This window comes from Rhodopseudomonas sp. RCAM05734 (genome assembly GCF_052658035.1).
Window position 1 is genome coordinate 4,989,297 of sequence record NZ_CP199742.1, and the last position, 24,954, is coordinate 5,014,250.

Consider the following 24,954-nt stretch of genomic DNA (forward strand, 5'->3'; position numbering starts at 1 on the left):
TACAACATCCCGGGCGGGCGGTTTTGCTGCGGCGGGCGCCCCGGCCGCTGGAATCAGCGCCCGTGTGCCCAATAAACCAGAGCGGCCGGCCCTGCCGCTATCCGGTTTAGCTCACGATTTCTCCTTGGGTTTCTTCGTTCCCGGGGCGGTTTGGGCCTCCTTCAGCGCTTTCAGGGCGGCGAACGGGTGATCGCTCGGGTCCGGCGGGATTTCCGGGACCTCGAACACCGCATCCGGCTTGCGCGGATAGGGGTTCAGCCCGAGATACAGCGCATCGGTGGCCAGCCGGCCGATATCGATGAAGCCGTGATCGATCGGTTCCGGCGGGTCCGGGGTCTCCTGGTCGCTCTCGATATCCTCGTCCACCGATTCGGCCAGTTCGCGAATCTGCGAGGGCGGCGCGAACATCAGGTCGATCGCCTCGTCGAAATCGCTCTCGATGGGATCCAGCGTCACCACGCAGCTCTGCCCGACCCTGCCCCAGACCCGGCCGACCACGTGGACCTGGCCGCTGCCCACCGGCGTCAGCACCAGCGACGCCTTGGCCGCCGATACGCCCAGCAGACCGCCCAGTTCGGCAATGGCGGCGCGTTCCGCCGGACTGGCCTCGATGTCGCGCTGCAGGCCGGTTTCCGGGATCTGCGCCACCGCCACCGGCAAGCTCCAGGGATTGGAGACATCCGTCATGCGATCGATTCTGGTCATTTCGTCATCATCTCCGTGGCGACCGGCGGCGGGAAGCGCCATGATCCGTTCGCAACTGTTGTTTCGTCGAGCGCGGCCAGGGCGGCCGTGGCCTCCGCCACATAGCCGGCGAGCCGCCGCGCCTGCGCGAGGTCTGTGCCATTATAGATATTCTTGTCCAGCGCCAGTGCCAGCGCCTCCGGCCCCTCCGCCAGTGCTCTATCATAAGCGGCGGCGCGGCCGTAGAAGGCCCGACCGAATTCCTGCATCTTCTTGGGCACCTTGAGGTCGCTGGTGCCGAGTTCACGCAAATTGTGGTCCATGTCGCTGCAAAACCGGTCGATCAGCCCCTGCGAAAGCAGCCCCTGCGATAGCGATTCCTGCGAGGCGCCGGAGGTCTCGATCTCCTTCAATTGCTGCAGCAACAACCACAGGTGCAGCAGCAACATGTCAAAACGCCCGTTAACCGTGTCCGCGACCCCAAGTTCCCGATAAAACCGGGGTTCTCGCGCCTGCGCCACGATCATGCCATAGATGGCCTCAATGGTCCCCCGCAACGGTGCCGGGGGTTTCCTGAAGTGATTGAACGGCCAGAGCATCTTGGGTTCCTCAGGCGGGCCCCCGAGGCGCGCGCATGTTGCAATCAGAGGTGCTGCCCGGTACGTCAACGCCTCGCGCGATGCAAGAGGATGAGGCCCATTCCGTCATGACAATTTCGAGCCAATCAGGCGTTCCGGCGCGCCCGCACCGCAGTTCGCGCGCCGGCCGGCGCAGCCTGCGCGCCGCGCTTGCCATCGCCGTGAGCGGCCTGGCACTGGCGGCCTGCACCTCCGAACAATTCCAGAAGGGCTACATCCTGCCCATCGGCGCGCTGGAGCAGATTCCCATCGGCGCCAGCCAGGATCAGGTGCTGATCGTGATGGGCACGCCGTCCACCGTGGCGACCCTGAGCGGCGAGGTGTTCTATTACATCTCGCAGCGCGCCGAGCGCCCGGTGGCCTTCATGCCGCAGAAGGTCACCGACCAGCGCGTCATCGCGATCTACTTCGACAAGGATCGCAAGGTGCAGCGGCTCGCCAATTACGGCCTGCAGGACGGCAAGATCTTCGACTTCATCAGCCGCACCACGCCGACCTCCGGCCAGGAAATGAGCTACCTGACCCCGCTGTTCAAGCTGATCAGCTTCCGGTAGTTCGCCGCATCAACGTTTGAAACGCAAACCCCGCGGCATGCCGCGGGGTTTTGCTTGTGCAGGTCCGCAGGGTGGCGCCTGCGTCAAAGCCTACCTTGCAGACGCAGCGGCGCGGCTTTACGATTTCTCCCAAGACCAAAAATCATCACGACAAGAACCTTCAGGGAAGAAACCATGACCAGCCTGATCACGCGCCGCGGCCTGCTGTCGGCAGCCGCCGCTTTGTCCGCCACCTCCGCTTTGCCCAAGACGAGCCGCGCCGCCGGCGAATGGCGCCCGACCGAAACCGTTCGCATCATCGTGCCGGCCGCCGCCGGCGGCTCCACCGACGTGATGGGCCGCATGCTGGCGGCGCATCTGCAGACGGCGTGGGGACAATCCGCGGTGGTGGAGAATCGCTCCGGCGGCGGCGGCACCATCGGCACCGCCGAGGTGGCGCGGCTGAAGGGCGACGGTCACACCATCCTGGTCGGCAATCCCGGCCCCAACGCCATCGCCTATAGCATCTTCAGGAACCTGCCCTACAAGGCCGAACAGCTGCAGCCGGTCAGCAACATGATCCGGATTCCCAACATCGTCTGCGCCCACCCCTCGGTGCCGATCAAGACCATTCCGGAGCTGATCGCCTATATCAAGGCCAACCCCGACAAGCTGAACTACAGTTCGTCGGGCGTCGGCCAGAGCCCGCACCTCACCGGCGCGTGGTGGCTGCAGCTCACCGGCCTGAAGATGCAGCACGTGCCGTTCCGCGGCGCCGGCCCGGCGTTGCAGGCGGCGCTGGCCGGCGACGTCCAGATCCTGTTCGACAATCTCTATCCGTCGCTGCCGCAGGTGCTCGACGGCAAGCTCATCGGCCTCGCGGTCACCACGCCCGAGCGCACCGCCCAGGCCCCGAACATCCCGGCCATGCGCGAGACCGCGCCGGAACTGGCCAGCTTCGATGTCTCGTCGTGGTTCGGCGTATTCTATCCGAAGGGCGCGCCGGCTGCGGCCGTCGATGCGCTGAACGCCGAGATCAAGGTGCTGTTGGCGCGCGCCGACACCCAGAAGACCATCACCGCCATGGGTGCCGTCTCGGACTACGGCACGCCGGCGCAGTTCTCAGGCTTCGTCGAGGCCGAGACGGCGAAGTTCAAAACCATCATCGACAAGGAAGGGTTGAAGATGGAGGTGCAGTGAGCCGCCGCCCGCACCTCGCATACATCATCCGGGCGCGATGCGGCTGCGTGCATAGGCATGAACCGCGTCGCGCTCCGCCACCGTCGCAAACACACGGCCGGGTATGCGCATTGCATACAGCGTGCCGCTCCAGAACAGCAACGCGCCATCTTCAACGCTGACCTCCGCGATCGCGGGCCAGCGCCATTCAGTCAGTGTCTGATGACCGCTGATCCTGACGCCGTCGGCATCGACGCACATCGACGCGGAGGGCCAGTCGCGCGCCGCGCTAGATGCCAATTGCTGCAGGGAGCGCGCATGCGTGAAGCTGAATGCCGACGACATGGCCTGAATTCCAAGCAGAAATGCCAGCGCGCAAAGCATGGCAACCGCCGCGCCATTGCCCTGACGGGTCATGACCGTGCTCATTGCGCCAAGAACGAGTGCGACCGGTACCGCAGCGAGAACTGCAACGAGATAGATCCGCTTTGACGTCGTCTGCCGTTGCTGCCGTCGCCCGATCTGGACGAACAGTTGCCGGTAATCCTCTGGCGTCAAATCGACCGAGTAGGAGAATCCTTCGTCGACAACGGAAGACATGGCGGTCCTTGCAGAATGTGCCGGAGCGGCTTTCGATGGAGGTGAGTGAGGCCGTCGCAGCTATGCCTTGAGCCAGTTCCAGACAACCAGAACGGCGGCGGCAAGGCCGACTGCAATCATCACCCGCGGCTGATACGGATCGGCGCGCGCATTGGTTTTCTGGTCGCCGCCGCAGCTCGGACAGGTCGCCGCGTCCTTCAGCAAGGTTGTTCCGCACCAGAAGCACTTGGCGGTTTCAAACGTCATCGTGACCTCGGCGACGGCGACATGTGTCGGATACACGTCAGTCGTCCTCGACCGAGCCTAGGTTCAAGAGAGCATCGCGTTCAGACGCGCCGCTACCGCTTCGCGCCGTACTTGGCTGCGAAATCACGGCTGGCGCGGGCCACGCAAACCGCGGCCTGGCCCTGATGCATGGAGCCCTGATTCTTCTCGGCGATCTGGCTGCATTTTTCGCGCGCCTTCTGATAGGCGGCCTTGACCGCCGGCGTGGCCCTGGCCTGGAACCGCGGTTCGCATTTGGACAGCACGATGGTCGACAGCGCGTTGTCGCCGGATGAGCCGAGCTGGCAGGTCTCGAAGATCTTGTAGGCGCCTTCACAGCTCCAGGCGGTGTCGAGCGCCTTGGTGACGGCGCCGACGAAGTCAGCGCCCTTTGCATCGCCGCCGACCGTGCACTGTTCGGCAGCGATTGCCGGCGCGCCGCCGGCCGCGATGGCCATCCAAAGCACCGCCGAGGCCGGAAAATGTCGCCTTGTCATCCCCTCGATCCCCTCTGATCCAAAAAACCCCGCGGTTCGACCGCAGGGTTTGGTTTGTCAGATTCATTATAGACCGCAGCATCAAAATCGCCAGCGACGGCGCTTGCCGCAGCTATTCCGGGAAGCGGGTCAGTTTCGGCACATCCGACGGCGCCTGGTAGCGCGCGACGTTCATCTGCATCGCCAGCAGTGTGTAATAGGCATTGATGCCGGTCAGATCGACGACGCCGCGCTTGCCGAACCGCTTGTCGGCGCGGGCAAAGGTGGCATCAGAGACCCGCTTGCTGGTGTGCAGCTCGGTGGAGAAATCATAGACGATCTCTTCATCCTCGCTCATGCCGGTGGGGCGGCGGCCATCGGCGATGGCATCGGCGATCTCCTTGCGGATGCCGGCCTTCAGCGCGATCGGATAATGGAACTGCCATTCGAAGTCCTGGGTCCACTGCCGCGCGGTGATCAGGATCACCAGTTCGCTGAGGGTGTTTCCCAGCGACGACCTGAAGCGCAGATAGTCGCCCATGGAACGCGCCTGGGTCATCACTTCCGGCGAATGCATCAGCGCCTCGAACGGGCCGAACACCGGAGTCTTGCGCGCGGCCAGGAAGTCGGCGGCGGCCTTCTTCTGGTCCTCGGTATATTGCGCCGGAGGGATCGTCGGCAGGCGCTGCTCGGCGGCTGCGACGGCGACATTGGAAAGCAGCGTGAAGGCAGCGATAGCGATAGCACGTTTCATCAGGGGTCCTTGACTGGTGGTTGGGAGCTTGCCGCGGTGGCCTGCGGCCGCACGCCGGCGTTGGGCGGGCCCCACGCAGTAGCGGCTTTGCTTTAGCGATTCCTGCGCAAGATGCGTCCAATTGAATCCGTTGGCGAACGGTGCGGCGCCACGCGGCTGCCAGGGTCCCGACCGCAGCGGCCGTGCGCCCACGAAAACCCCCGCGGCTCACACCGCGGGGGTTTTCGGTCCAGTCGGGAACGGGTCTAGTGCGCCAAGATCGCCAGCAACAGGAGCGCCACGATGTTAGTGATCTTGATCATCGGGTTGACCGCCGGGCCCGCGGTGTCCTTGTAGGGATCGCCGACGGTGTCGCCGGTCACCGCGGCCTTGTGGGCGTCGGAGCCCTTGCCGCCGAAGTGGCCGTCCTCGATGTACTTCTTGGCGTTGTCCCAGGCGCCGCCGCCCGAGGTCATGGAGATCGCCACGAACAGGCCGGTGACGATGACGCCGAGCAGCATGGCGCCGACCGCTGAGAACGCCGCCGACTTGCCGTCGGCGCCGCCGCCGGCGATGAAATAGATCACGAAGTACACCACCACCGGCGACAGCACCGGGAGCAGCGACGGGATGATCATTTCCTTGATCGCCGCCTTGGTCAGCAGGTCGACCGCGCGGCCGTAATCCGGCTTGTCGGAGCCCTGCATGATGCCCGGTTTTTCACGAAACTGCCGGCGCACTTCTTCCACGATCGCGGAAGCCGCACGGCCGACCGCGGTCATGCCCATGGCGCCGAACAGGTAGGGCAGCAGACCGCCGAACAGCAGGCCGACCACCACATAGGGGTTGTTCAGCGAGAAGTCCGGCAGCACGCCCTTGAAGTAGGGATACTTCGCGGCATTGGCGATGAAGAACTTGAGATCCTCATTATACGCCGCGAACAGCACCAGCGCACCGAGACCGGCGGAGCCGATGGCGTAGCCCTTGGTCACCGCCTTGGTGGTGTTGCCGACCGCGTCGAGCGCGTCGGTGGCCTTGCGCACTTCCTTGGGCAGGCCGGCCATTTCGGCAATGCCGCCGGCATTGTCGGTGACAGGACCGAAGGCATCGAGCGCCACGATCATGCCGGCCAGCGCCAGCATGGTGGTGGTGGCGATGGCGATGCCGAACAGGCCGGCCAGGCTGTAGGTCACCAGGATGCCGGCGATGATCACCAGCGCCGGACCGGCGGTGGATTCCATCGAGATGGCGAGGCCCTGGATGACGTTGGTGCCGTGGCCGGTGACCGACGACGCCGCGATCGACTTCACCGGACGATATTGCGTGCCGGTGTAGTATTCGGTGATCACGATGATCAGCGCCGTCACCACCAGTCCGGCGACGCCGCATTCGAACAGCGCGAGACCCGTGTACTTGACGCCAGCCAGCGGGCCGAAGCCCACCAGCCAGTAGATGACAGCCGCGACGCCGAACAGCGACAGCACGCCGGTGGCGATCAGGCCCTTGTACAGTGCGCCCATGATCGACTGCGAAGGACCCAGCTTGACGAAGAAGGTGCCGGCGATCGAGGTCAGGATGCAGATGCCGCCGATGGCGAGCGGCAAGGTCATCATGTTGACCAGCAACGGCGAGGTGGCGAAGAAGATCGCCGCCAGCACCATGGTGGCCACCGCGGTCACCGCATAGGTCTCGAACAGGTCGGCCGCCATGCCGGCGCAGTCGCCGACATTGTCGCCGACGTTGTCGGCGATGGTGGCGGGGTTGCGCGGATCGTCCTCGGGAATGCCGGCTTCGACCTTGCCGACGAGATCGCCGCCGACGTCCGCCCCCTTGGTGAAGATGCCGCCGCCGAGGCGGGCGAAGATCGAGATCAGCGAGGCGCCGAAGCCGAGCGCCACCAGCGCATCGACCACGGTGCGGCTGTTGGCGGCGAGGCCGAGGTAGTGGGTGAGATAGGCGAAGTAGATGGTGACGCCGAGCAGCGCCAGGCCAGCCACCAGCATGCCGGTGATGGCGCCGGCCTTGAAGGCCAGCTCAAGCCCACCGGCCAGCGACACGGTCGCCGCCTGCGCGGTGCGGACGTTGGCGCGCACCGACACGTTCATGCCGATGAAGCCCGCCGCGCCCGACAGCACCGAACCGATCACGAAACCGACCGCGACCAGCGCCCCCAGGAAGTAGTACAGCAGCACGAAGATCACCACGCCGACGATCGCGATCGTCATGTACTGGCGCTTCAGATAGGCCTGCGCGCCTTCGCGCACGGCCGCTGCGATTTCCTGCATCCGCGCGTTCCCGGCGTCCGCCTTCAACACCGATGCCGTCGCCCAGATCGCGTATACGATCGAAAGTGCCCCACAGAGCACGATCACCCACAATGCTGTCATGGAATGCCTCAGTCCTTCCTGCCCCGCGCCCGGTTGAGGACGCATAAAAAGGAGGCCTGCCCAGACGTGAGGACGGCCTCTCGTGACCGAAGCATGGCAAAATCGCCCCGGCCACGCAACGCTGCGAACGGCTAACACATGCCCTTTTTACCAACAGACGGCAGGCTAGCCGGCACGCGGCCGGAGACGTTTGATCCAGGACAATTGATCCGGCACAATGCCCCGGACCGCCGGCCGCGGCCTCAGAAGTGGCTGTAGGACAGCCGTGACAGGACGAGTTCGCGTCCCTGCGCATCGACCATGCGCAGCCCTGCCCCCGCCGAGATCGTCCCGATGGCCGAGACTGGCACGCCGGCACGCTGCGCCTCGTCTGTGAAGGCCATGAGACGACTCGGCGGAATCGTGCAGAGAATTTCGTAGTCGTCGCCGGCGGAGAGCAGCGTTTCCAGTTCCACGGTGCCGCGCTCGAGCAGCAGCCTGGCCGGCGTCGACAGCGGGATCTCCGCCGTGGAGATGCTTGCCGCGACCCCGGAGGCGGCCAGCAGCTTGGTCAGATCGCCGGCGAGGCCATCCGACACGTCCATCGCCGCGCGTGCATGGTCGCGCACGGCCTTGGCCAGCGCGTTGCGCGGCTGCGGAATCCGGTAGCGCGCGATCAGCCCGGCAGCGGCGGCCATGTCATGGGCCAGCGACGCCTTCACCGCGCCGCCCTTCAGCACGTCGAGGCCGAGCGCGGCGTCGCCGATGGTGCCCGTGACCACCACGAGGTCGCCGGGCATCGCGCCGCTGCGGCGGACCATGCGGCCTTCCGGCACACGGCCGAAGGCGGTGATGGAAATCATGATCGGTCCCGGCGTCGACACCGTATCGCCGCCGAGCAGCGGGCAGCCGAACAGCCGGGTATCCTCGCCGAGGCCGCGCGCGAATGCCTCGAGCCAGTCAGGATCCCGCTCGCGCAGCGCCAGCGTCAGTACGAAGCCGGCCGGAATCGCGCCCTTGGCGGCGAGATCAGACAGGTTAACGCGCAGGGCTTTGCGCGCGATGGTGTCGGCGGGATCGTCGGGCAGGAAGTGCACGCCCTCGACGATGGCGTCGGTATTGACCACCACATCCTCGCCGCGCGCCTGCAGCACCGCGGCATCGTCAGCGAGGCCGAAGGCACCCGGATCGGTGGCCAGCGGCTTGAAATAGGTCGCGATCAAAGTGTCTTCGCCGGATGACATTCGCTACCCGCTTCCAGAGCAAAACCAAACTCTAGCGTCATCCTGAGGCGCCGTCGCTCTTGCGACGGCCTCGAAGGATGAGCCGCAAGTGCCGGTGCCCGTGGCCGCATCCTTCGAGGCTCGCCCTTCGGGCGAGCACCTCAGGATGACGACGACTGAGTTACCCTCGCATCGAGTCGTCGGGCCGAAAATGTCTGGCGATCTGGTCGAGCACGGCGTTGACCATGCCGATCTCGTCACCCTCGACAAAGGCGTCCGCCACGTCGACATATTCGGAAACGATGACGCGCGCCGGAATGTCCTTGCGATGCTCCAGCTCGTAGGCCCCTGCCCGCAGCGTCGCGCGCAAGATCGCCTCGATGCGCGCCAGCGGCCAGCCCTTGGACAGCGCGTCGTCGATCAGCGGATCCAGCTTGTTCTGGTCGCGCAGCACGCCGGACACGACATCGCGGAAGAAGGCTTCCTCGGCCGGCAGATACTGGTCGCCCTCGACCTCCTTGCCGAGCCAGTGGCTTTCGAACTCCGCAAAAATGTCATTGATGCCGGCGCCGCCGATATCCATCTGGTACAGCGCCTGCACGGCCGCGAGCCGCGCCGTGCCGCGCTTGTTGGCCTTCTTCTCGGCGGGCTTCTTGATCGCGGCCTTCTTGATCTCTGCCATGTCTCAGCTCTTCGCCAGACGGCGTTTGATGCGCAGCATCGCCAGCGCCGCCCGCGCCGCGTCGCCACCCTTGTTCAGGTCGTCGGCGCGGGCGCGCGCCCAGGCCTGCTCGTCGTTGTTGACCGTGATGATGCCGTTGCCGAGCGGCAGGCGCCTGTTGACCGCGAGGTCCATCAGGCCGCGCGCCGACTCCATCGAGACGATCTCGAAATGGATGGTCTCGCCGCGCACCACGCAGCCCAGCGCGATGGCCGCGTCATAGGGCTCGTCGTGCTTCTCGGCGGCGTCCAGCGCGATGGCGATCGCGGCGGGAATTTCCAGCGCGCCGGGCACCGTGAGGACGGTGTGGCTGACGCCCGCGGCATTCAGCTCCAGCACCGCGCCGGCCAGCAGCGCATCCTGGATATCGTCGTAAAAGCGGGCTTCGACAATCAGCACACGGGCGCCGGAAATGTCGGTTTGGTCCTGCAACTGAGCGCGTCGCGCGTCTGCCATCGTATTCCGTCTCGAATTGATTGATTGCGCAGGGTTTTAGGCGTAGCGGCGGGATAAGCCAAGGGCCGAAGCGTCGGCGCGCTATTTCATTTCCGTCAGCCGCGCCGCGTAGCGCGCCATCTGGTCGACCTCGAGATTGACCTCGTGGCCCTCCTGCCAGTCGCCGATCGTCGTTACGGCGAGCGTATGCGGGATGATCAGCACCGAAAACTGGACGTCATCGACGGTATTCACGGTCAGCGACGCGCCATCCAGCGTCACCGAACCCTTGGTGGCGATGAATCGCGCCAGCTCGCGCGTGGTGCGCAGCGTGAAGCGCGCCATATCGGGCAGATTGTCGCGCGCCACAATGGTAGCGATGCCGTCGACATGGCCGGAGACAATGTGGCCGCCGAGCTCGTCGCCGATCTTCAGCGCACGCTCCAGGTTGAGGCGGGTGCCGGCCTTCCAGTTCTTTGCCGTGGTCAGGCCGAGCGTTTCGGCGCCGGCGTCGACCTCGAACCAGGTGCGGTTGCCGCTCACCCCGGAGCCCGTCACCGTCAGGCAGACGCCGTTGTGCGAGATCGAGGCACCATCCGCGATGCTGCTCCGATCGTAGTGGCTGAGCACGCGCAGCCGGTGCGGCTGGCCCTGCGCCACCGGCGTCAGGGTTTCGATCTCGCCGATGTCGGTGACAATGCCGGTAAACATTATGCGCGCTCAAAGATCGTCAGGGTGTCGTTTTCAATGGTTTCGCTAGCACGGACCTTCAATCCCGGCGACCCCGCGATTGCGGTCAGCGGCAATGCATCCAGCGCCGGGACGCCGCCCGCGCCGATCTCCTGCGCCCCGCGAAACAGCCAGACCTCGTCGACCAGGTCGGCGGCCACGAAGGACGACGCCACCTTCGCCCCGCCCTCGACCAAGAGCCGCGAGATCCCCTTGCCGGCCAGCGCCTTGAGCACCGCCGCGAGATCAAGCCCGGGCGGCGGCGCGGTGGTGGTCGGCACCCGCATCACCTGCGCGCCGGCGGCCTGCAGCAGCATGGCCGCGGGCGCCTCGGAGAGGCTCGAGGTCATCACCCACAGCGGCGTTTGTCGCGCCGAGTGTACCAATTTTGCCTTGCCCGGCAGCCGCAGCGCGCGGTCCAGTACCACCCGGATCGGCGACTGCCTGATCATCCCCGGCAACCGGCAGGTCAGTTCGGGATCGTCGGACAGCACGGTGCCGATGCCCACCAGCACCGCATCGCATTGCGCGCGCAGCAGGTGCACGCGAGAGTGCACCTTCTCGCCGGTCACCGGCACGGGCTTCCGTCCCGCCGCACCAATAAAACCGTCCGGCGACACCGCGAGTTTGAGGATCACATGGGGCCGGCCATCGCGGACGCGACGAAAATGCCCGGCATGGTCGCGCGCGGCTTCCTGGGCGCCGGTGCCGAGATCGACCCGGATGCCGGCGGCGCGCAGCCGCGCATGGCCCTGCCCGGCCACCTCGGGATTGGGGTCCTCCACGGCCGATACCACCCGGGCAATGCCGGCGGCGATCACCGCATCGGCACAGGGCGGCGACTTGCCGACATGCGAACACGGCTCCAGCGTCACATAGAGCGTGGCGCCGCGTGCGGCCTCACCGGCACGCCTGAGCGCCTCGACCTCGGCATGGGGCCGCCCGCCCGGCTGGGTCCAGCCGCGGCCGACAATGGCGCCGTCTTTGGCGATGACCGCGCCGACTGCGGGATTGGGAAAGGTATTGCCGAGCCCGCGTCGCCCGAGCGCCAGCGCCAGCGCCATGAAGCGCCGGTCGACGGCCTTCGCTTCACTGGATTTCTGGGCGTGCTGATCTTCCAGAATGCGGAAGATCACTTGCGCACCACCACCGGCTTGATGTCCTGCTTCAACTCGTCTTCGCCGGACAGTTCGCCGAGCACCGCCTCGAAATCCTTGGCCTCGCGAAAATTGCGGTACACCGAGGCGAAGCGCACATAAGCGACGTCATCGACGTGGCGCAGATGCTCCATCACGATCTCGCCGATGGCCTCCGAGGAAATCTCCGCCTCGCCGCCGCTTTCCAGCTCGCGCACGATGGCCGAGACCATGGTCTCGATCTTCTCCGGCTCCACCGGCCGCTTGCGCAGACTGATCTGCAGCGAGCGTACCAGCTTGTCGCGGTCGAACGGCACGCGGCGGCCGTTGCGCTTGATCACCGTCAGTTCGCGCAGCTGCACCCGCTCGAAGGTGGTGAAGCGGAAGTTGCAGGCCATGCAGACCCGACGCCTGCGAATGACTGCGGAATCTTCCGTGGGACGCGAGTCCTTAACCTGCGTATCGAGGCTGTTGCGGCTGGGACATCGCATTCCACAAGACCTTCAAAGCGACTGACGAAAGACCTTACTGATAAATCGGGAAACGGTCGGTCAGCGCCCTGACGCGTTCCTTGATCGCCGCCTCGACCAGCGGCGCGCTGCCGTCGCCGGACTGCGCCACCGCACTCAGCACTTCAGCGATCATTTCGCCGACCTGCTTGAATTCGGCGATGCCGAAGCCGCGCGTGGTGGCCGCGGGGGTGCCGAGGCGAATGCCCGAGGTGACCCACGGCTTTTCCGGATCGTAAGGCACGCCGTTCTTGTTGCAGGTGATGCCGGCGCGAACCAGCGCCTTCTCCGACACGTTGCCCTTGAGGCCCTTCGGGCGGAGATCGACCAGCATCAGATGGTTGTCGGTGCCGCCCGAGACAATGTCGTAGCCCTGCGCGCGCAGCGTTTCGGCCAGTGCCTTGGCGTTCTCGACGACGTTCTTGGCGTAGACCTTGAAGTCCGGCGCCAGCGCCTCCTTGAACGCCACCGCCTTGGCGGCGATCACGTGCATCAGCGGGCCGCCCTGCAGGCCCGGGAAGATCGCCGAGTTGAGCTTCTTGGCCAGCGCCTCGTCATTGGTGAGGATCAACCCGCCGCGCGGGCCGCGCAGCGACTTGTGGGTGGTGGTGGTGGTGACGTGCGCGTGGGGCACCGGCGAGGCGTGCTGGCCGCCGGCGACCAGGCCCGCGAAATGCGCCATGTCGACCAGCAGGTAGGCGCCGACGCTGTCGGCGATCTCGCGAAAACGCTTGAAGTCCCAGGCGCGCGAATAGGCCGAGCCGCCGGCGATGATCAGCTTCGGCTTGACCTCTTCCGCCTGCCTGGCCACCGCATCCATGTCGATGATCTGGTCTTCCTGGCGCACGGTATAGTGCGCCGGCTTGAACCACTTGCCGGACATGTTGACCGGCGAGCCGTGGGTCAGATGGCCGCCCGCGGCGAGATCGAGGCCCATGAAGGTGTCGCCCGGCTGCAGCAGCGCCAGGAACACCGCCTGGTTCATCTGACTGCCGGAGTTCGGCTGCACGTTCGCAAAAGCCGCGCCAAAGAGCTTCTTGGCGCGCTCGATCGCCAGGTTCTCGGCGACATCCACGAATTCGCAGCCGCCGTAATAGCGCGCGCCCGGATAGCCCTCGGCATATTTGTTGGTCATCACCGAGCCCTGCGCTTCCAGCACGGCGCGGCTGACGATGTTTTCCGAGGCGATCAGCTCGATCTCGTGGCGCTGGCGGCCCAGTTCGCCCTGGATCGCGGCGGCGATCTCCGGATCGGCGGATGTCAGCGACGCAGAGAAGAAGGAGTCGGGCGCGGAAGCGGAATGGGCCGAAGAGGTCATGGGCGAAATATCTCCACCGCCGCAGCCCTCGGTCGGGTGCGGGCAGTCACGTGTGGCGGGTCGAAGCGGCGCCGCCGAGATACCACATCTGGCGGATATGGCCAAGGTTTTGCGCATCCGATCAAGGTTTAGGCCGGTTTTCGGGCCCTTGCCTGCCCCCGGCCAAGCGGATATGCCATTGGCCAACATCAAGAGTTGAGCTGACGCTCAACGCCAACCTGCTCCCGGGCAAGGTGGCGTTCCCCCGCGGGGGAGATGTGGCCGATCCGGCAACCAACGGGATGCAGCCGCGCGTCAATCTCTCCTGGTGGAGACCGATCGACCCCAGCGAGGCCGCCGTGACCACACCCCCTGCCCAGCAATTCGCCAGCGACAACTATGCCGGAATCTGCCCCGAAGCCTGGTCGGCCATGGCCGAGGCCAATCAAGGTTCCGAGCCGGCCTATGGCAATGACGAGCTGGACCGCGAAGGCCTCCGACGCCTTCCGCGCGCTGTTCGAAAGTGATTGCGAGGTGTTCTTCGCCTTCAACGGCACCGCGGCCAATTCCATGGCCTTGGCGGCTTTGTGCCAGTCCTATCACAGCGTGATCTGCTCCGACGCCGCCCATGTGGAGACCGACGAATGCGGCGCGCCGGAATTCTTCTCCAACGGCTCCAAGCTGCTGGTCGCGCCATCGACCGATGGCAAGCTGACGCCGCAGGCGATCCGCGCCATCGCCACCAACCGCAACGACATCCACTTCCCCAAGCCGCGCGTCGTCACCATCACCCAGCCGACCGAGACCGGACAGGTCTACAGCGTGCATGAAATCGCCGCGATTTCGGCCACCTGCCGCGAACTCGGCCTCAGCCTGCACATGGACGGCGCGCGCTTCGCCAACGCCTGCGCCAGCCTCGGCTGCAGCCCGGCCGACACCAGTTGGCGCGCCGGCGTCGACGTGCTGTGTTTCGGCGGCACCAAGAACGGCATGGCCGTCGGCGAAGCCATCATCTTCTTCAACCGCAAGCTCGCGGAAGACTTCGACTATCGTTGCAAGCAGGCCGGCCGGCTGGCGTCGAAGATGCGCTTCCTGTCGGCGCCCTGGGTGCGCATGCTGGAGAGCGGCGCCTGGTTGCGCAACGCCGCCCATGGCAATGCCTGCGCGAAGCTGCTGGCGGACGGCGTTGCCGGCCTCCCCGGCGTCGCATTGATGTTTCCCGCGCAGGCCAATGCGGTGTTCCTGACAATGCCGGCGGCTGCCATGGACGCGCTGCGTGCGCGCGGCTGGCAGTTTTATACCTTCATCGGCGGCGGCGCGCGTTTCATGTTCGCCTGGGACGCGGATCGCACCCGCGTGCAGGCGTTGGTGGATGATATCAGGGCGATCGCCGCGACGCCGTAGTGTTTCGCCTCACCCGCTTGCGGGGCGAGGGAAGAAACCTACTTCGCCAGCCGATACGCCCCGCCCTTGTCGACGCTGCGCAGGAACGCCGGGCGCGCATGCATGCGCCCGATCCAGCCTGCCAGATCCGGATAGGGTCCGAGCCGATCGAAGCTGCCGGCGACCTCGGCGACGAAGCTCATCATGATGTCGGCCCCCGTCAGGCTGTCGCCGACGAAGAACGCCCGCCTCTGCAACGCGCGATCGACATAGCCAAGATGGCGGGCGATTTCGCTGTCGATGCGCGGCTGCAGCGGCGCTGCCGCCTCCTTCAGCCTGCCGACATAGAGTTGCAGCATCAGCGGCAGCATCGCCGAACCCTCGGCATAATGCAGCCATTCCAGGTAGGATTCGTAGTCGGCGCTGCCTTCGGCCGGCCGCATCGCACCCTTGCCGTAGGTACGGATGATGTAGTCGACGATGGCACCGGATTCCGCCAGCACCACGTCGCCGTCGACGATGACCGGCGACTTGCCGAGCGGATGCACCAGTTCCAGCTCCGGCGGCGCCAGCCGCGTCTCGGCATTGCGCTGATAGCGCTTCAGCTCATAGGGCGCGCCAATTTCCTCCAGCAGCCACAGAATGCGCTGCGAGCGGGAGTCGTTGAGGTGGTGCAGTGTGAGCATGCGGTTTCCCCGGTGGTTGATGGGTGACGGTGTAGCACAGATGAACGAGCAGCAACCCGCGCGCGATCGCGCTGCGCATGCCGGATGCACTGTTGCTCTCCGTTTCCCGGGCGCGCTGCAGCACCGGGACCCAGCTTGCTTGATGGCAACAAGCTGTGCCGGATCTGCGGCGCACCACGCCGCGCAAGCGCGGCGCAGTGCACCGCGTCCGGGGAACGGAACGGCAGCGACAGGCGCGCAGAGAAAATAATCCGCGATTCCTCTTGACGGCTTCCATCTAAGATTATAATCCATTGCATCCTGCCCCACCGAGAGGGGCGTATCGCGATCGTCAGGTTCGCGGGGCGGGGTGCGGTGGACGCGGCAGCGTCAGGCGCGGAATTCGGTTCAGGGCTCGCCAGAATGGCCAGTGAGAACCGGAGGAAGCGCAGACGACAGCGCTGGCGCGGACGGCGAAGGCGTGTGGTCCTGGTGCCCCGCGTGAGCACCAAGCCCGGTGGAGAGTCCGCGGCAACCCGTCCGTGGAACACCCTCAACCGGAAGCGACGGCGACGAAAAACCGTGTCGGCCGCCGGGGAGAGCACGCAATAAGCCGTTAACACCACTGCGCGCGGAACGCCGGATCAGTCCGGTGTGACCGTGGCAAGTCTTGTGCGCTTACTACACTTTGCGCACAAGCCCATGGGTGCATCGGGCACCCGGCGTTCCGCGCGCCCTCTCGATTGCGAGAGGGACGGAATGCAGCACAGCCCGGACGCGCAAGCGTCGCGGGACTGCGATCGCACGGCTGTTTGACAATTGAATCCGAAATTCGAAACCGCGCGTCGCACGGATGCGGACTTCGCGTGTCCCTGACGCGCTGCAGCGCAGGCGATGCGCAGCATCGCCGCCACGCTGCTGCGCAGATCCGGGACCCACCTTGCTTGGTCCACAAGCTGGGCCCCTGTGTAGTCGGGATCTGTCATGATGGGTGCGGGCGGGATGCCGTTGGGCCCCTGGTCATGAAGACCGTGATCCGGCTTGGCACCCGCCCGCGCTACATTACCCACACCTGAACAGTTGATCGAGGCCGTTCGCCGCGGACCTCGCAGCACAGGGACAGGCATCATGATCATACATCCTGGCTTCGTTGGAATCGATATCTCCAAGGACTTTCTTGACGTCTTCGACAGCAACATCGGCACGGTGCGCCGCATCGACAACCTCCCCGAGGCGGTCAACGCCTTGATCGCGGGGTGGGCCGGCAGCGATGTATTCGTGCTGTTCGAGGCCACCGGCCACTACGACAAGGCGCTGCGCCGGGCCTTGAGCGCGGCCGGCATCGCTTTCGCGCGGGTCAACCCCGCCCGCGCCCGGGATTTCGCCCGCTCCATCGGCTTGCTCGCCAAGACCGACGCAATCGACGCGCGGATGCTGGCGGCGATGGCCCAATGCCTGCGGCCCGGCGCCGACGGCACCACCGACCCGGCGCGGGAGCAGCTTGCCGACCTGCACAAGCGCCGCGATCAGCTCGTCGCCTGCCGCAAGCAGGAGCGCACCCGCCTTGCCGCAACCGGCGCCGACCTGCTGGACGAGCTGATGCAGCATATCGCCTGGCTCGATCAGGCTATCCAGCGCATCGATCGGCGGAGCGCCACCCTGATTGCCGGGCAGCAGGGCCTGCACGCCGCACAACGCCTGATGCGCTCGGTGCCGGGCATCGGCCCGGTTTGCGCCGCCACGCTGTTGGCACTGATGCCGGAACTCGGCTCCCGCTCGCCAAAGGCCATCGCCGCTTTGGCTGGACTGGCGCCCTTCAATGTCGATAGCGGCAAGTTCCGCGGTGCCCGCAAGATCCACGGCGGCAGGCGCCGGGTCCGCGAAGCCCTCTACATGGCGGCCGTCTCCGTCACTCGAACCAAATCCCGGTTCGCAGCAGCCTATCGTGCCCTGAGAGACGCGGGCAAACCCGCCAAAATCGCCCTGATCGCCGTCGCTCGCAAGCTGCTCGTCACCCTCAATGCGGTGCTTCGTGATCAAGCGCCCTTTCACGCTTGATCACGAAAATTACAGTTGCCGGATCTGCGGAGCACCACGCCGCCAATTGGCGGCGCAGTGCACCGCGTCCGGGGAACGACTGAGTTACAGCCCGGAGAATCCAGCCTTGGCCGGATCGTTGCTGCCGTCGAGTTCGCGCAGATAGGTCAGGCCATAGACGGTCAGGCGATGCGGATCCTTCTCGCCGCCTTCGAACAGCGTGGTGATGTAGTCGGTCACCTTGCCGCGCGCCTCTTCGCTGGCGGCCTGGCTGCGGTTCACCATCAGGTCATAGGTCTTCATGATGCGATCGATGGCGGTATGCATGGAATCCTCTCGCGACATCAGATGACGATCAGGGCAGCTTCAAATCTGGCAATGGCCTTGTTAGCCAGCCGAATCTTGTTGCTGTCGCCGCGCTGGAACAGCTCGACGATGATCTGCAGCAGCACATTGTTGGTCACATGATTGTCGGGCATGGCGCCCGTCTTGCGCAGATAGTTTGCGGCGATGGCATAGGCATCGCCGACCGCCTCGACATTCCTGACCTGCAACCCGCGTTCGACCAACATGGCTTGATCCCCTTGGTTGGAACAACAAGCGCGCAGCCGCAAAAATGTTCCATGGGGGAAACCCGTTTCGGCGCGACGGGGGCCGAAATTGCCACGCTCCAAACATCGGGGCGTTGGCTGGGTGCCGGAAAACGGTGTCGCTCACGCCTTTACGCTTCGCGTCACTTGATCTGGCAGCCACGAGCACAGTGCTGCTGGAATTGCCCCCATCAGCCCGAAGTTCACGTACTCGCCTTTTTGGCCGAAGCCGTAGCGCGCGGACAGGATGGTCAGGATGGCGGCTACCCCCATGGTCGCAACAAGGCGGAGATATAGCGGCCCTGCCGAAAATGCCCAGTCGATTGCCGCCGTCAACCAGGCGGGCACCACTGCAACCGTGTACGCCCACGCCAACATCCAGATCAGCATCCCCACTTCCATGAGGTCGCGGGTCGACATCGCGTCAGGGGCAATAAAAACGAGAAGAGCGAGCGGAGGAAAGAGCACCGTGAAAACAAGAAATCGCCCCATCCAATCGGCTCCCAAATCTCTGGGTCGGTTTTGCCGATGTTTTCGTTCAATCGCGCGCCGCGCCAACCGGATGATGAGTTCTCCTGATCGCGACGCTTCGCCAGCGTCTCGATCGACATACCGTCAAAACAAATCGGCCCTCCCTTGCGGGAAGACCGATCTGACCGGAGGGCAATCCGGTTTTTCCTGGAAGCTGACTTGAAGCGTGCGGCAAGGCGATCAGGGTGACGCGTGACCGGCCTTGTTGGCCGGGACATCTGGCGAGGGTGCATTCCCCGCCGACGCGCCTTGGCGTCACCCTTCTGAAGGTCTCAAAGACGATACAGGATCTGGTCGGTCCAGAAACGCTCGAGGCGGTGCAGCGACTTGTTGAGGGTGGCGAACTCCTCGTTGGAGATGCCGCCGACCTGCTCCACCGTCTTGACGTGCTTCTGATACAGCGCGTCGACAATGTGGCGGATCTCCTGGCCCTGCGCGGTGAGGCGGATGCGCACCGAGCGGCGATCGACGCGCGAGCGCTGATGATCGAGGAAGCCGAGCTCGACGAGCTTCTTCAGATTGTAGGAGACGTTGGAGCCGAGATAGTAGCCGCGGGTGCGCAGCTCGCCGGCGGTCAGTTCCTTGTCGCCGATGTTGTACAGCAACAGCGCCTGGACCGAATTGATATCAGCGCGACCGCGACGGTCGAACTCGTCCTTGATGACGTCGAGCAGGCGGCGATGCAGCCGCTCAACCAGCGTAAGAGCTTCCAGGTAGAGCGGCTGCACCGGTGCTTGACCTGGTGCACGTTCGACGGTTTCCACGGCCGATGCGGCGGCTTTCATCATGACACAACCCCTGTTGTCGTTTTTATCGACTTATTTCGACGAAACTTGTGTCTCGTCTGATAGGCCCAACTTAAGAGGCGCGATTGAAGAACCGCTTAAATAAGACAATAAAGAGATCATGAATTTAAGACAGTGAATCGCACATTAAGCCCGCGAATAAAGGGCTTTTTGAACGTTTCGTTGACGATGCGAAAGCGATGTTCACGCTTCGTCTGGCACACGTGTCGCATAAGGAAACAGCATCGTTCAAATTCGAAACGTTCGCGTAACACAGATGACCGCGGCGTTAGGGTGACTCAAAGGTTACCGCCGGAACGCACGAAAAAAATCCGAAAATTTTATGCAAACGCCACGCGATCGATCCGATGCGTGGCGTTGGAATTTTTGCGGTGGCGAATTTGCTGCGACGGCGCGGCGCTATGGCGGCCGTTCCCGCGCCGCCATCCAGGCCAGCGCCAGATAGGCGGCCAGCAGCACGCCCTCGCCGCCGACCAGGATCAGGTTGCCGCCATAGATGACGGGAAACATCAGCTCGATCACAGCCATGGACACCACGGCGGTGAGCCAGACCACCGCGCCCCACGGCGTGGCGAGCCACAGGCCGACGGCGGCCACCAGTTCGATGACGGCGAAATAGACCGTGGCGGTCTGCCAGGCCATCGCCTGATTCTCGAACGCCTCGTCCTCGGTGCCGACGAAACCGGTGACCTGGGCCCAGTGATAGAGTCCCTTGGCCATGGACAGCACCGCCATCACGCGCAGGAACAGCACCAGCCGCCGGGTCCAGACGCTGTCGTCCGACCTTTCCCGTTCCGACGAGATCGCGGCCACCGACATGGCGTTGTCCCGCGACGACTCACGCGGCGCGATCTCAGACATGCGGGTCGGATCTCATGGTGCGGAACTGGGGTCGGAGTTGATTCATGAGGGCTTTCTTGGGCCTTTGGGCCCGCAAAATCAATCGCCGAGGCCCTCAGGTCCGCGGTGACGAAACAGTGCGGGGGTGCTAGACTTAGAAAGGGTCAAATCTGCTCAGGCTTCGGGAGAGACGGTAAATGGCGATCAAGTTCGGACGGCCCATCGAGATGCGCGATCCCTCCCCGCGCCCTGTCCCCGCCCCGCCTTTGGACCTCGTGACCCGCCCGCGCCGCAACCGCAAGTCGGAATGGGCGCGCCGGCTGGTGCGCGAGAACGTGGTCACCACCGACGACCTGATCTGGCCGCTGTTCGTGGTCGACGGCGACAACAAACGTCTGCCGGTGGCCTCGATGCCCGGCGTCGAACGACTCAGCGTCGATCAGGCGGTGCGCGACGCCGAACGCGCCATGAAGCTGAACATCCCGTGCATCGCGCTGTTTCCCTATACCGACCCGTCGCTGCGCGACGAGGTCGGCTCGGAAGCCTGCAACGCCGACAATCTGGTTTGCCAGTCGGTGCGCGCCATCAAGAAGGAGTTCCCCGATCTCGGCGTGCTCTGCGACGTGGCCCTCGATCCCTTCACCAGCCATGGCCATGACGGGTTGATCCGCGACGGCAAGATCCTCAACGACGAGACTGTGGCCGTGCTGGTGCGCCAGGCGCTGGTGCAGGCCGAGGCCGGCTGCGACATCATCGCCCCGTCCGACATGATGGACGGACGCGTCAGCGCGATCCGCGAAGGCCTCGACGATGCCGGCCTGCTCGACGTGCAGATCATGGCCTATGCCGCGAAATACGCCTCTGCCTTCTACGGCCCGTTCCGCGACGCCATCGGCTCGGCCAAGACGCTGACCGGCGACAAGCGCACCTACCAGATGGATTCGGCCAATTCCGACGAGGCGCTGCGCGAGGTCGAGCTGGATCTCGCCGAGGGCGCCGACATGGTGATGGTCAAGCCGGGCATGCCCTATCTCGACATCATCCGCCGGGTGAAGGACAGCTTCGCTGTGCCGACCTTCGCCTACCAGGTGTCCGGCGAGTACGCGATGATCATGGCTGCCGCCAACAATGGCTGGATCGACGGCGACCGCGCCATCATGGAAAGCCTGCTCGGCTTCAAGCGCGCCGGCGCCGACGGCGTCCTGACCTACTTCGCGCCGACGGCAGCCGAGAAGCTGCGCGAGCAGCGCTGATCGGTAGTCCGCTTGCTTCCTTCCCCTCTCCCCCAGCAAAGCGAAGCTTTGCGCAGCGGGAGAGGGTGCGTAGCGGCCTTCGGCCGCCGTTCTAAGATCGACGCCGATGCATAGCATCGGCTATGGCGAAGCGAAGGCGGGAGAGGGAAAGCCGCGAACTCCGAAAGCCCCCTCTCCCGGCCGCGCTGACGCGCGTCCACCCTCTCCCGCCTGCGCAGCTGCGCTGCTTGTGGGAGAGGGGAAGAAGCCCCCTATCCACTCTGTAACGATTCCGGAGTCTTGCGCTCGCGTTCGGTGATATCCATGTGCTGCAACGGTGACGATGCAGTCGAGGGGATATGTCATGTCTGACAACGGTTCGGGATACAGCGGTTCGACCACCGGCACGACCTGGCGCAGCGGCGGACCGACGCAGCCGCCGGCCTTCGATCCGTGGCGGCAGCCCGAACTGTTTCGCGGCGTGCTGACGCGGCGGGTGTTCGCCTTCCTGATCGACCTCGTGGTGATCTCGATCCCGGTGATTCTCGCGGTGATCTTCATCGCGGTGTTCGGCCTCGTCACCCTCGGCCTCGGCTGGGGACTGTTCTGGCTGGTCTCGCCGGCCACGGTGATCTGGCCGATCCTGTATTACGGCATGTCGCTCGGCGGGCCGCATTCGGCCACCGTCGGCATGCGGATGATGGACCTGCAAATGCGGACCTTTTCCGGCACGCCCAGCTATTTCGTGCTGGGCTGCGCCCATGCCGTGCTGTTCTGGGCTTCGGTGTCGTTCCTGACCCCGCTGGTTCTGATCGTCGGCCTGCTCAACGGCCGCCGCCGGCTGCTGCACGACCTGGTGCTGGGAACCGTGGTGATCAACCGCGCGGCTCAGCCCCGGATGGCGCAACCCGCCGGCCGGAGCTATTGACCGTGCGGACACGGATTGACGATCGGGCGCCGCAGCGCAATGCTGGCGTGAACTGCTTCGGAGACTGACGCAACCCGTGACCCAGCACTCGCGCGACACTCCGCAATTCTACCTGACGGCGCCGTCGCCCTGCCCCTATCTGCCGGGACGGCACGAGCGCAAGGTGTTCACGCATCTGGTCGGCGAAAAGGCCGGCGACCTCAACGACCTCCTCACCCATGGCGGCTTCCGGCGCAGCCAGTCGATCGCCTACCGCCCGGCCTGCGACCAGTGCCGCGCCTGCGTCTCTGTGCGCGTCATCGCCAACGAATTCCGTCCATCGCGCAACTTCAAGAAGGTGATGGCGCGCAACGCCGACATCATCGGCGAGCAGCGCAACGCGGTGCCAACCTCGGAACAGTATTCGGTGTTTCGCGCCTATCTCGACCAGCGCCATCGTCACGGCGGCATGGCCGACATGACCGTGCTGGACTACGCCATGATGGTGGAGGACAGCCATGTCGAGACCCGCATCATCGAGTATCGCCGGCGCGGCCCGGACAGCGGCATCACCGGCCGCGGCGAGGACCTGATCGCGGTGGCGCTGACCGATGTGCTCGGCGACGGGCTATCGATGGTCTATTCGTTCTTCGAGCCTGCCGAAGAGAGCCGTTCGCTCGGCACCTTCATGATCCTCGACCACATCGCCCGCGCCCGCCGTCTCGGCCTGCCCTATGTGTATCTGGGCTACTGGATCGAAGGCTCCAAGAAGATGGACTACAAGGGCCGCTATCTGCCGCAGCAGCGCCTGGCGCCCTCCGGATGGCTACGCATCGACGCCGGCGACAGCGTGAGCGAGCCGCAAGATTGATCCGTAGGGTGGGTTAGGCGCCCTTGCGCCGTAACCCACCATCTGGCGACCGACGATGGGCGGCGGGCTACGCGCTAAGCCACCCTACGGCCCTAGCCCGTCACGAAATCCACCACCAGCTTGATGTTCAGCGCGATGATGATGGCCGCAGTGAGTGCTGCCAGAGCCGTGATCCAGCGCGGCGCGACGAAGGGACCCATCTTGCTTTTGCTCGCGGTGAACAGCACCAGCGGCACCACGGCGAACGGCAGTTGCAGGCTCAGCACCACCTGACTGAGGATCAGCAATTGCCCGGAGGCCTTCTCGCCGTACCACAGCGTGACAATCACCGCCGGCACGATCGCGATCATTCGCGTGATCATGCGGCGCAGCCACGGCGCGACGCGCAGATTGATAAAGCCCTCCATGACGATCTGGCCGGCCAGCGTCGCGGTGATGGTCGAGTTCAACCCGCAGCACAGCAGCGCAATGGCGAACAGCGTCGGCGCCAGCGACGAGCCGAGCAGCGGCGCCAGGAAGGCATGCGCCTGGTCGAGTTCGGCAACGTCGTGCTGGCCGGTCTTGTGGAAGGTCGCCGCGGCGAGGATCAGGATCGAGGCGTTGATGGTCAAAGCCAGGCACAGCGCAATGGTGGAATCGATTGTCGAAAGCTTAATCGCTTCCTTTTTCTCGGGAACGCTGTCGCCATAGCCGCGGGTCTGCACCAGGCCGGAATGCAGATAGAGATTATGCGGCATCACCGTCGCGCCCAGAATCCCGAGCGCCAGATACAGCATCTCGCGGTTGTGGAAAATCTCGGTGGTCGGCGCAAAGCCGCGGATCACTTCGCCCCAGTTCGGATCGGCCATGGCGATCTGCACGGCGAAACAGGCCGCGATGACGCCGAGCAAGGTAACCACGAAGGCCTCGATCCAGCGAAAGCCGAACGCCTGCAGTGCCAGGATCAGGAACACATCGGCGGCGGTGATGATGACGCCAATCTCGAGCGGAATGCCGAACAGAAGGTTGAGTCCGATGGCGGTGCCGATCACCTCGGCAAGGTCGGTTGCGGTGATCGCAATCTCCGCCGACAGCCAGAGCGCCCACGACACCGCGCGCGGATAGGCGTCGCGGCAGGCCTGCGCCAGGTCGCGTCCGGCGCCGACGCCGAGCCGCGAACACAGCGACTGCAGTACGATGGCCATCAGGTTCGACAGCAGCGCCACGGTCAGCAGCGCGTAGCCGAACTTCGAACCGCCGGCCAGCGAGGTCGCCCAGTTGCCGGGATCCATGTAGCCGACCGCGACCAGGTAGCCCGGCCCAAGAAACGCCAGCAGCTTGCGCCAGAACGAGCCGTTCTTGATGGTGCGGATCGAGCCGAACATGCCGAGCAGCGAGGGATCGCCGCGCTCGCTGCGCCAGCCGCCGGGGCTGCCGACCACGGCTTCTGTCAGGGCGACGGACAACGGTTCGGTGGCGGAACTCGGTGATTTTGCATCCATCTTCAAAACATGGCGGAAAATTCCCTTTATTGCAACTCATTTGCAAGTGCATCTGGCATGCGCAAAGAAGCTGGCACGAGCGGCCGCC

General features: G+C 65.1%; 27 protein-coding genes, 1 pseudogene and 1 riboswitch. Of the genes and pseudogenes, 7 read left to right on the plus strand and 21 right to left on the minus strand.

The window, feature by feature from the left end; genetic code table 11:
* Positions 1–111: 111 nt before the first annotated feature.
* A complete protein-coding gene (locus ACUXVA_RS23520; protein ID WP_265083376.1) occupies positions 112–705 on the minus strand; it encodes a YceD family protein in 594 nt (197 codons plus the stop codon).
* Positions 702–1,283 (minus strand): ubiquinol-cytochrome C chaperone family protein, encoded by a 582-nt coding sequence (locus tag ACUXVA_RS23525; protein WP_445488451.1) that lies wholly within the window; start codon positions 1,281–1,283, stop codon positions 702–704. The genes ACUXVA_RS23520 and ACUXVA_RS23525 overlap by 4 nt, the downstream gene beginning before the upstream one ends.
* Positions 1,284–1,390: 107 nt before the next feature.
* On the opposite strand from ACUXVA_RS23525, the gene ACUXVA_RS23530 reads away from it, so the two are divergent.
* Together ACUXVA_RS23530 and ACUXVA_RS23535 are read left to right on the plus strand one after the other, a co-directional pair.
* On the plus strand, positions 1,391–1,876 hold the full coding sequence (locus tag ACUXVA_RS23530) for an outer membrane protein assembly factor BamE (protein WP_445488453.1): 486 nt from the start codon (positions 1,391–1,393) through the stop codon (positions 1,874–1,876).
* Positions 1,877–2,050: 174 nt separating this feature from the next.
* Positions 2,051–3,055 (plus strand): Bug family tripartite tricarboxylate transporter substrate binding protein, encoded by a 1,005-nt coding sequence (locus ACUXVA_RS23535; protein ID WP_265083373.1) that lies wholly within the window; start codon positions 2,051–2,053, stop codon positions 3,053–3,055.
* Between the two features lie 24 nt (positions 3,056–3,079).
* Here ACUXVA_RS23535 and ACUXVA_RS23540 read toward each other — a convergent pair whose 3' ends face one another.
* From ACUXVA_RS23540 to glyA, 12 genes are all read right to left on the minus strand, one after another.
* Complete coding sequence (locus ACUXVA_RS23540) at positions 3,080–3,634, minus strand: hypothetical protein (protein ID WP_265083372.1); 555 nt, start codon at positions 3,632–3,634, stop codon at positions 3,080–3,082.
* A gap of 60 nt (positions 3,635–3,694) precedes the next feature.
* Complete coding sequence (locus ACUXVA_RS23545) at positions 3,695–3,916, minus strand: hypothetical protein (RefSeq protein WP_265083371.1); 222 nt, start codon at positions 3,914–3,916, stop codon at positions 3,695–3,697.
* Between the two features lie 56 nt (positions 3,917–3,972).
* Positions 3,973–4,395 (minus strand): hypothetical protein, encoded by a 423-nt coding sequence (locus ACUXVA_RS23550; protein ID WP_445488456.1) that lies wholly within the window; start codon positions 4,393–4,395, stop codon positions 3,973–3,975.
* Positions 4,396–4,507: 112 nt separating this feature from the next.
* Entirely contained in the window at positions 4,508–5,128 is a 621-nt protein-coding gene (locus ACUXVA_RS23555; protein WP_265083369.1) for a carboxymuconolactone decarboxylase family protein, read from the minus strand.
* A gap of 245 nt (positions 5,129–5,373) precedes the next feature.
* Positions 5,374–7,494 carry a sodium-translocating pyrophosphatase gene (locus tag ACUXVA_RS23560; RefSeq protein ID WP_445488459.1) on the minus strand — a complete coding sequence of 707 codons (2,121 nt, stop codon included), beginning with the start codon at positions 7,492–7,494 and terminating at the stop codon, positions 5,374–5,376.
* Between the two features lie 242 nt (positions 7,495–7,736).
* Positions 7,737–8,717: a thiamine-phosphate kinase gene (gene thiL, locus ACUXVA_RS23565; RefSeq protein WP_445488461.1), complete on the minus strand. Its 981-nt coding sequence runs from the start codon at positions 8,715–8,717 to the stop codon at positions 7,737–7,739.
* A 160-nt stretch (positions 8,718–8,877) separates the two neighbouring features.
* A complete protein-coding gene (nusB, locus tag ACUXVA_RS23570) occupies positions 8,878–9,378 on the minus strand; it encodes a transcription antitermination factor NusB (protein ID WP_265083366.1) in 501 nt (166 codons plus the stop codon).
* Positions 9,379–9,381: 3 nt separating this feature from the next.
* Positions 9,382–9,873, minus strand: a complete 492-nt coding sequence (ribH, locus tag ACUXVA_RS23575) for a 6,7-dimethyl-8-ribityllumazine synthase (protein ID WP_265083365.1) — start codon at positions 9,871–9,873, stop codon at positions 9,382–9,384.
* Positions 9,874–9,954: 81 nt separating this feature from the next.
* Positions 9,955–10,563 (minus strand): riboflavin synthase, encoded by a 609-nt coding sequence (locus tag ACUXVA_RS23580; RefSeq protein WP_445488464.1) that lies wholly within the window; start codon positions 10,561–10,563, stop codon positions 9,955–9,957.
* The gene (ribD, locus tag ACUXVA_RS23585) at positions 10,563–11,717 is read right to left on the minus strand and encodes a bifunctional diaminohydroxyphosphoribosylaminopyrimidine deaminase/5-amino-6-(5-phosphoribosylamino)uracil reductase RibD (protein WP_445488466.1); all 1,155 of its coding nucleotides are present in this window, start codon (positions 11,715–11,717) and stop codon (positions 10,563–10,565) included. Before ribD ends, ACUXVA_RS23580 begins: the two co-directional genes overlap by 1 nt.
* Entirely contained in the window at positions 11,714–12,208 is a 495-nt protein-coding gene (gene nrdR / locus ACUXVA_RS23590; protein ID WP_445488468.1) for a transcriptional regulator NrdR, read from the minus strand. The genes ribD and nrdR overlap by 4 nt, the downstream gene beginning before the upstream one ends.
* A 34-nt stretch (positions 12,209–12,242) precedes the next feature.
* Positions 12,243–13,544 carry a serine hydroxymethyltransferase gene (glyA, locus tag ACUXVA_RS23595; protein ID WP_445488470.1) on the minus strand — a complete coding sequence of 434 codons (1,302 nt, stop codon included), beginning with the start codon at positions 13,542–13,544 and terminating at the stop codon, positions 12,243–12,245.
* Positions 13,545–13,724: 180 nt separating this feature from the next.
* Positions 13,725–13,831: riboswitch (SAM-I-IV-variant riboswitch) on the plus strand.
* A 51-nt stretch (positions 13,832–13,882) separates the two neighbouring features.
* On the opposite strand from glyA, the pseudogene ACUXVA_RS23600 reads away from it, so the two are divergent.
* Positions 13,883–14,927, plus strand: a pseudogene (locus ACUXVA_RS23600) (threonine aldolase family protein).
* A 38-nt stretch (positions 14,928–14,965) separates the two neighbouring features.
* Here the strand turns inward: ACUXVA_RS23600 and ACUXVA_RS23605 are convergent.
* Positions 14,966–15,592 carry a glutathione S-transferase family protein gene (locus ACUXVA_RS23605; protein ID WP_265083359.1) on the minus strand — a complete coding sequence of 209 codons (627 nt, stop codon included), beginning with the start codon at positions 15,590–15,592 and terminating at the stop codon, positions 14,966–14,968.
* Positions 15,593–16,699: 1,107 nt separating this feature from the next.
* On the opposite strand from ACUXVA_RS23605, the gene ACUXVA_RS23610 reads away from it, so the two are divergent.
* Positions 16,700–17,629 carry an IS110 family transposase gene (locus ACUXVA_RS23610; RefSeq protein ID WP_445488473.1) on the plus strand — a complete coding sequence of 310 codons (930 nt, stop codon included), beginning with the start codon at positions 16,700–16,702 and terminating at the stop codon, positions 17,627–17,629.
* An 84-nt stretch (positions 17,630–17,713) separates the two neighbouring features.
* Here ACUXVA_RS23610 and ACUXVA_RS23615 read toward each other — a convergent pair whose 3' ends face one another.
* The 5 genes from ACUXVA_RS23615 to ACUXVA_RS23635 form a co-directional block, all read right to left on the minus strand.
* Positions 17,714–17,935 carry a hypothetical protein gene (locus ACUXVA_RS23615; RefSeq protein ID WP_445488475.1) on the minus strand — a complete coding sequence of 74 codons (222 nt, stop codon included), beginning with the start codon at positions 17,933–17,935 and terminating at the stop codon, positions 17,714–17,716.
* 17 nt (positions 17,936–17,952) lie between these two features.
* On the minus strand, positions 17,953–18,180 hold the full coding sequence (locus ACUXVA_RS23620) for a hypothetical protein (protein ID WP_265083356.1): 228 nt from the start codon (positions 18,178–18,180) through the stop codon (positions 17,953–17,955).
* 141 nt (positions 18,181–18,321) lie between these two features.
* Positions 18,322–18,690 (minus strand): hypothetical protein, encoded by a 369-nt coding sequence (locus ACUXVA_RS23625; protein ID WP_265083355.1) that lies wholly within the window; start codon positions 18,688–18,690, stop codon positions 18,322–18,324.
* Between the two features lie 311 nt (positions 18,691–19,001).
* Positions 19,002–19,517, minus strand: a complete 516-nt coding sequence (ldtR, locus tag ACUXVA_RS23630) for a transcriptional regulator LdtR (protein ID WP_265083354.1) — start codon at positions 19,515–19,517, stop codon at positions 19,002–19,004.
* A gap of 417 nt (positions 19,518–19,934) precedes the next feature.
* The gene (locus ACUXVA_RS23635; RefSeq protein WP_265083353.1) at positions 19,935–20,396 is read right to left on the minus strand and encodes a DUF6163 family protein; all 462 of its coding nucleotides are present in this window, start codon (positions 20,394–20,396) and stop codon (positions 19,935–19,937) included.
* A gap of 176 nt (positions 20,397–20,572) precedes the next feature.
* On the opposite strand from ACUXVA_RS23635, the gene hemB reads away from it, so the two are divergent.
* The 3 genes from hemB to ACUXVA_RS23650 all read left to right on the plus strand — a co-directional run bounded on the left by hemB (position 20,573) and on the right by ACUXVA_RS23650 (position 23,385).
* Positions 20,573–21,628: a porphobilinogen synthase gene (gene hemB, locus ACUXVA_RS23640; RefSeq protein WP_265083352.1), complete on the plus strand. Its 1,056-nt coding sequence runs from the start codon at positions 20,573–20,575 to the stop codon at positions 21,626–21,628.
* A gap of 343 nt (positions 21,629–21,971) precedes the next feature.
* Positions 21,972–22,535: an RDD family protein gene (locus ACUXVA_RS23645; RefSeq protein WP_445488478.1), complete on the plus strand. Its 564-nt coding sequence runs from the start codon at positions 21,972–21,974 to the stop codon at positions 22,533–22,535.
* Positions 22,536–22,611: 76 nt separating this feature from the next.
* On the plus strand, positions 22,612–23,385 hold the full coding sequence (locus ACUXVA_RS23650; RefSeq protein WP_445488480.1) for an arginyltransferase: 774 nt from the start codon (positions 22,612–22,614) through the stop codon (positions 23,383–23,385).
* 92 nt (positions 23,386–23,477) lie between these two features.
* Here the strand turns inward: ACUXVA_RS23650 and ACUXVA_RS23655 are convergent, their stop codons facing one another.
* Positions 23,478–24,866 (minus strand): Nramp family divalent metal transporter, encoded by a 1,389-nt coding sequence (locus ACUXVA_RS23655; RefSeq protein WP_445488482.1) that lies wholly within the window; start codon positions 24,864–24,866, stop codon positions 23,478–23,480.
* Positions 24,867–24,954: the final 88 nt, after the last annotated feature.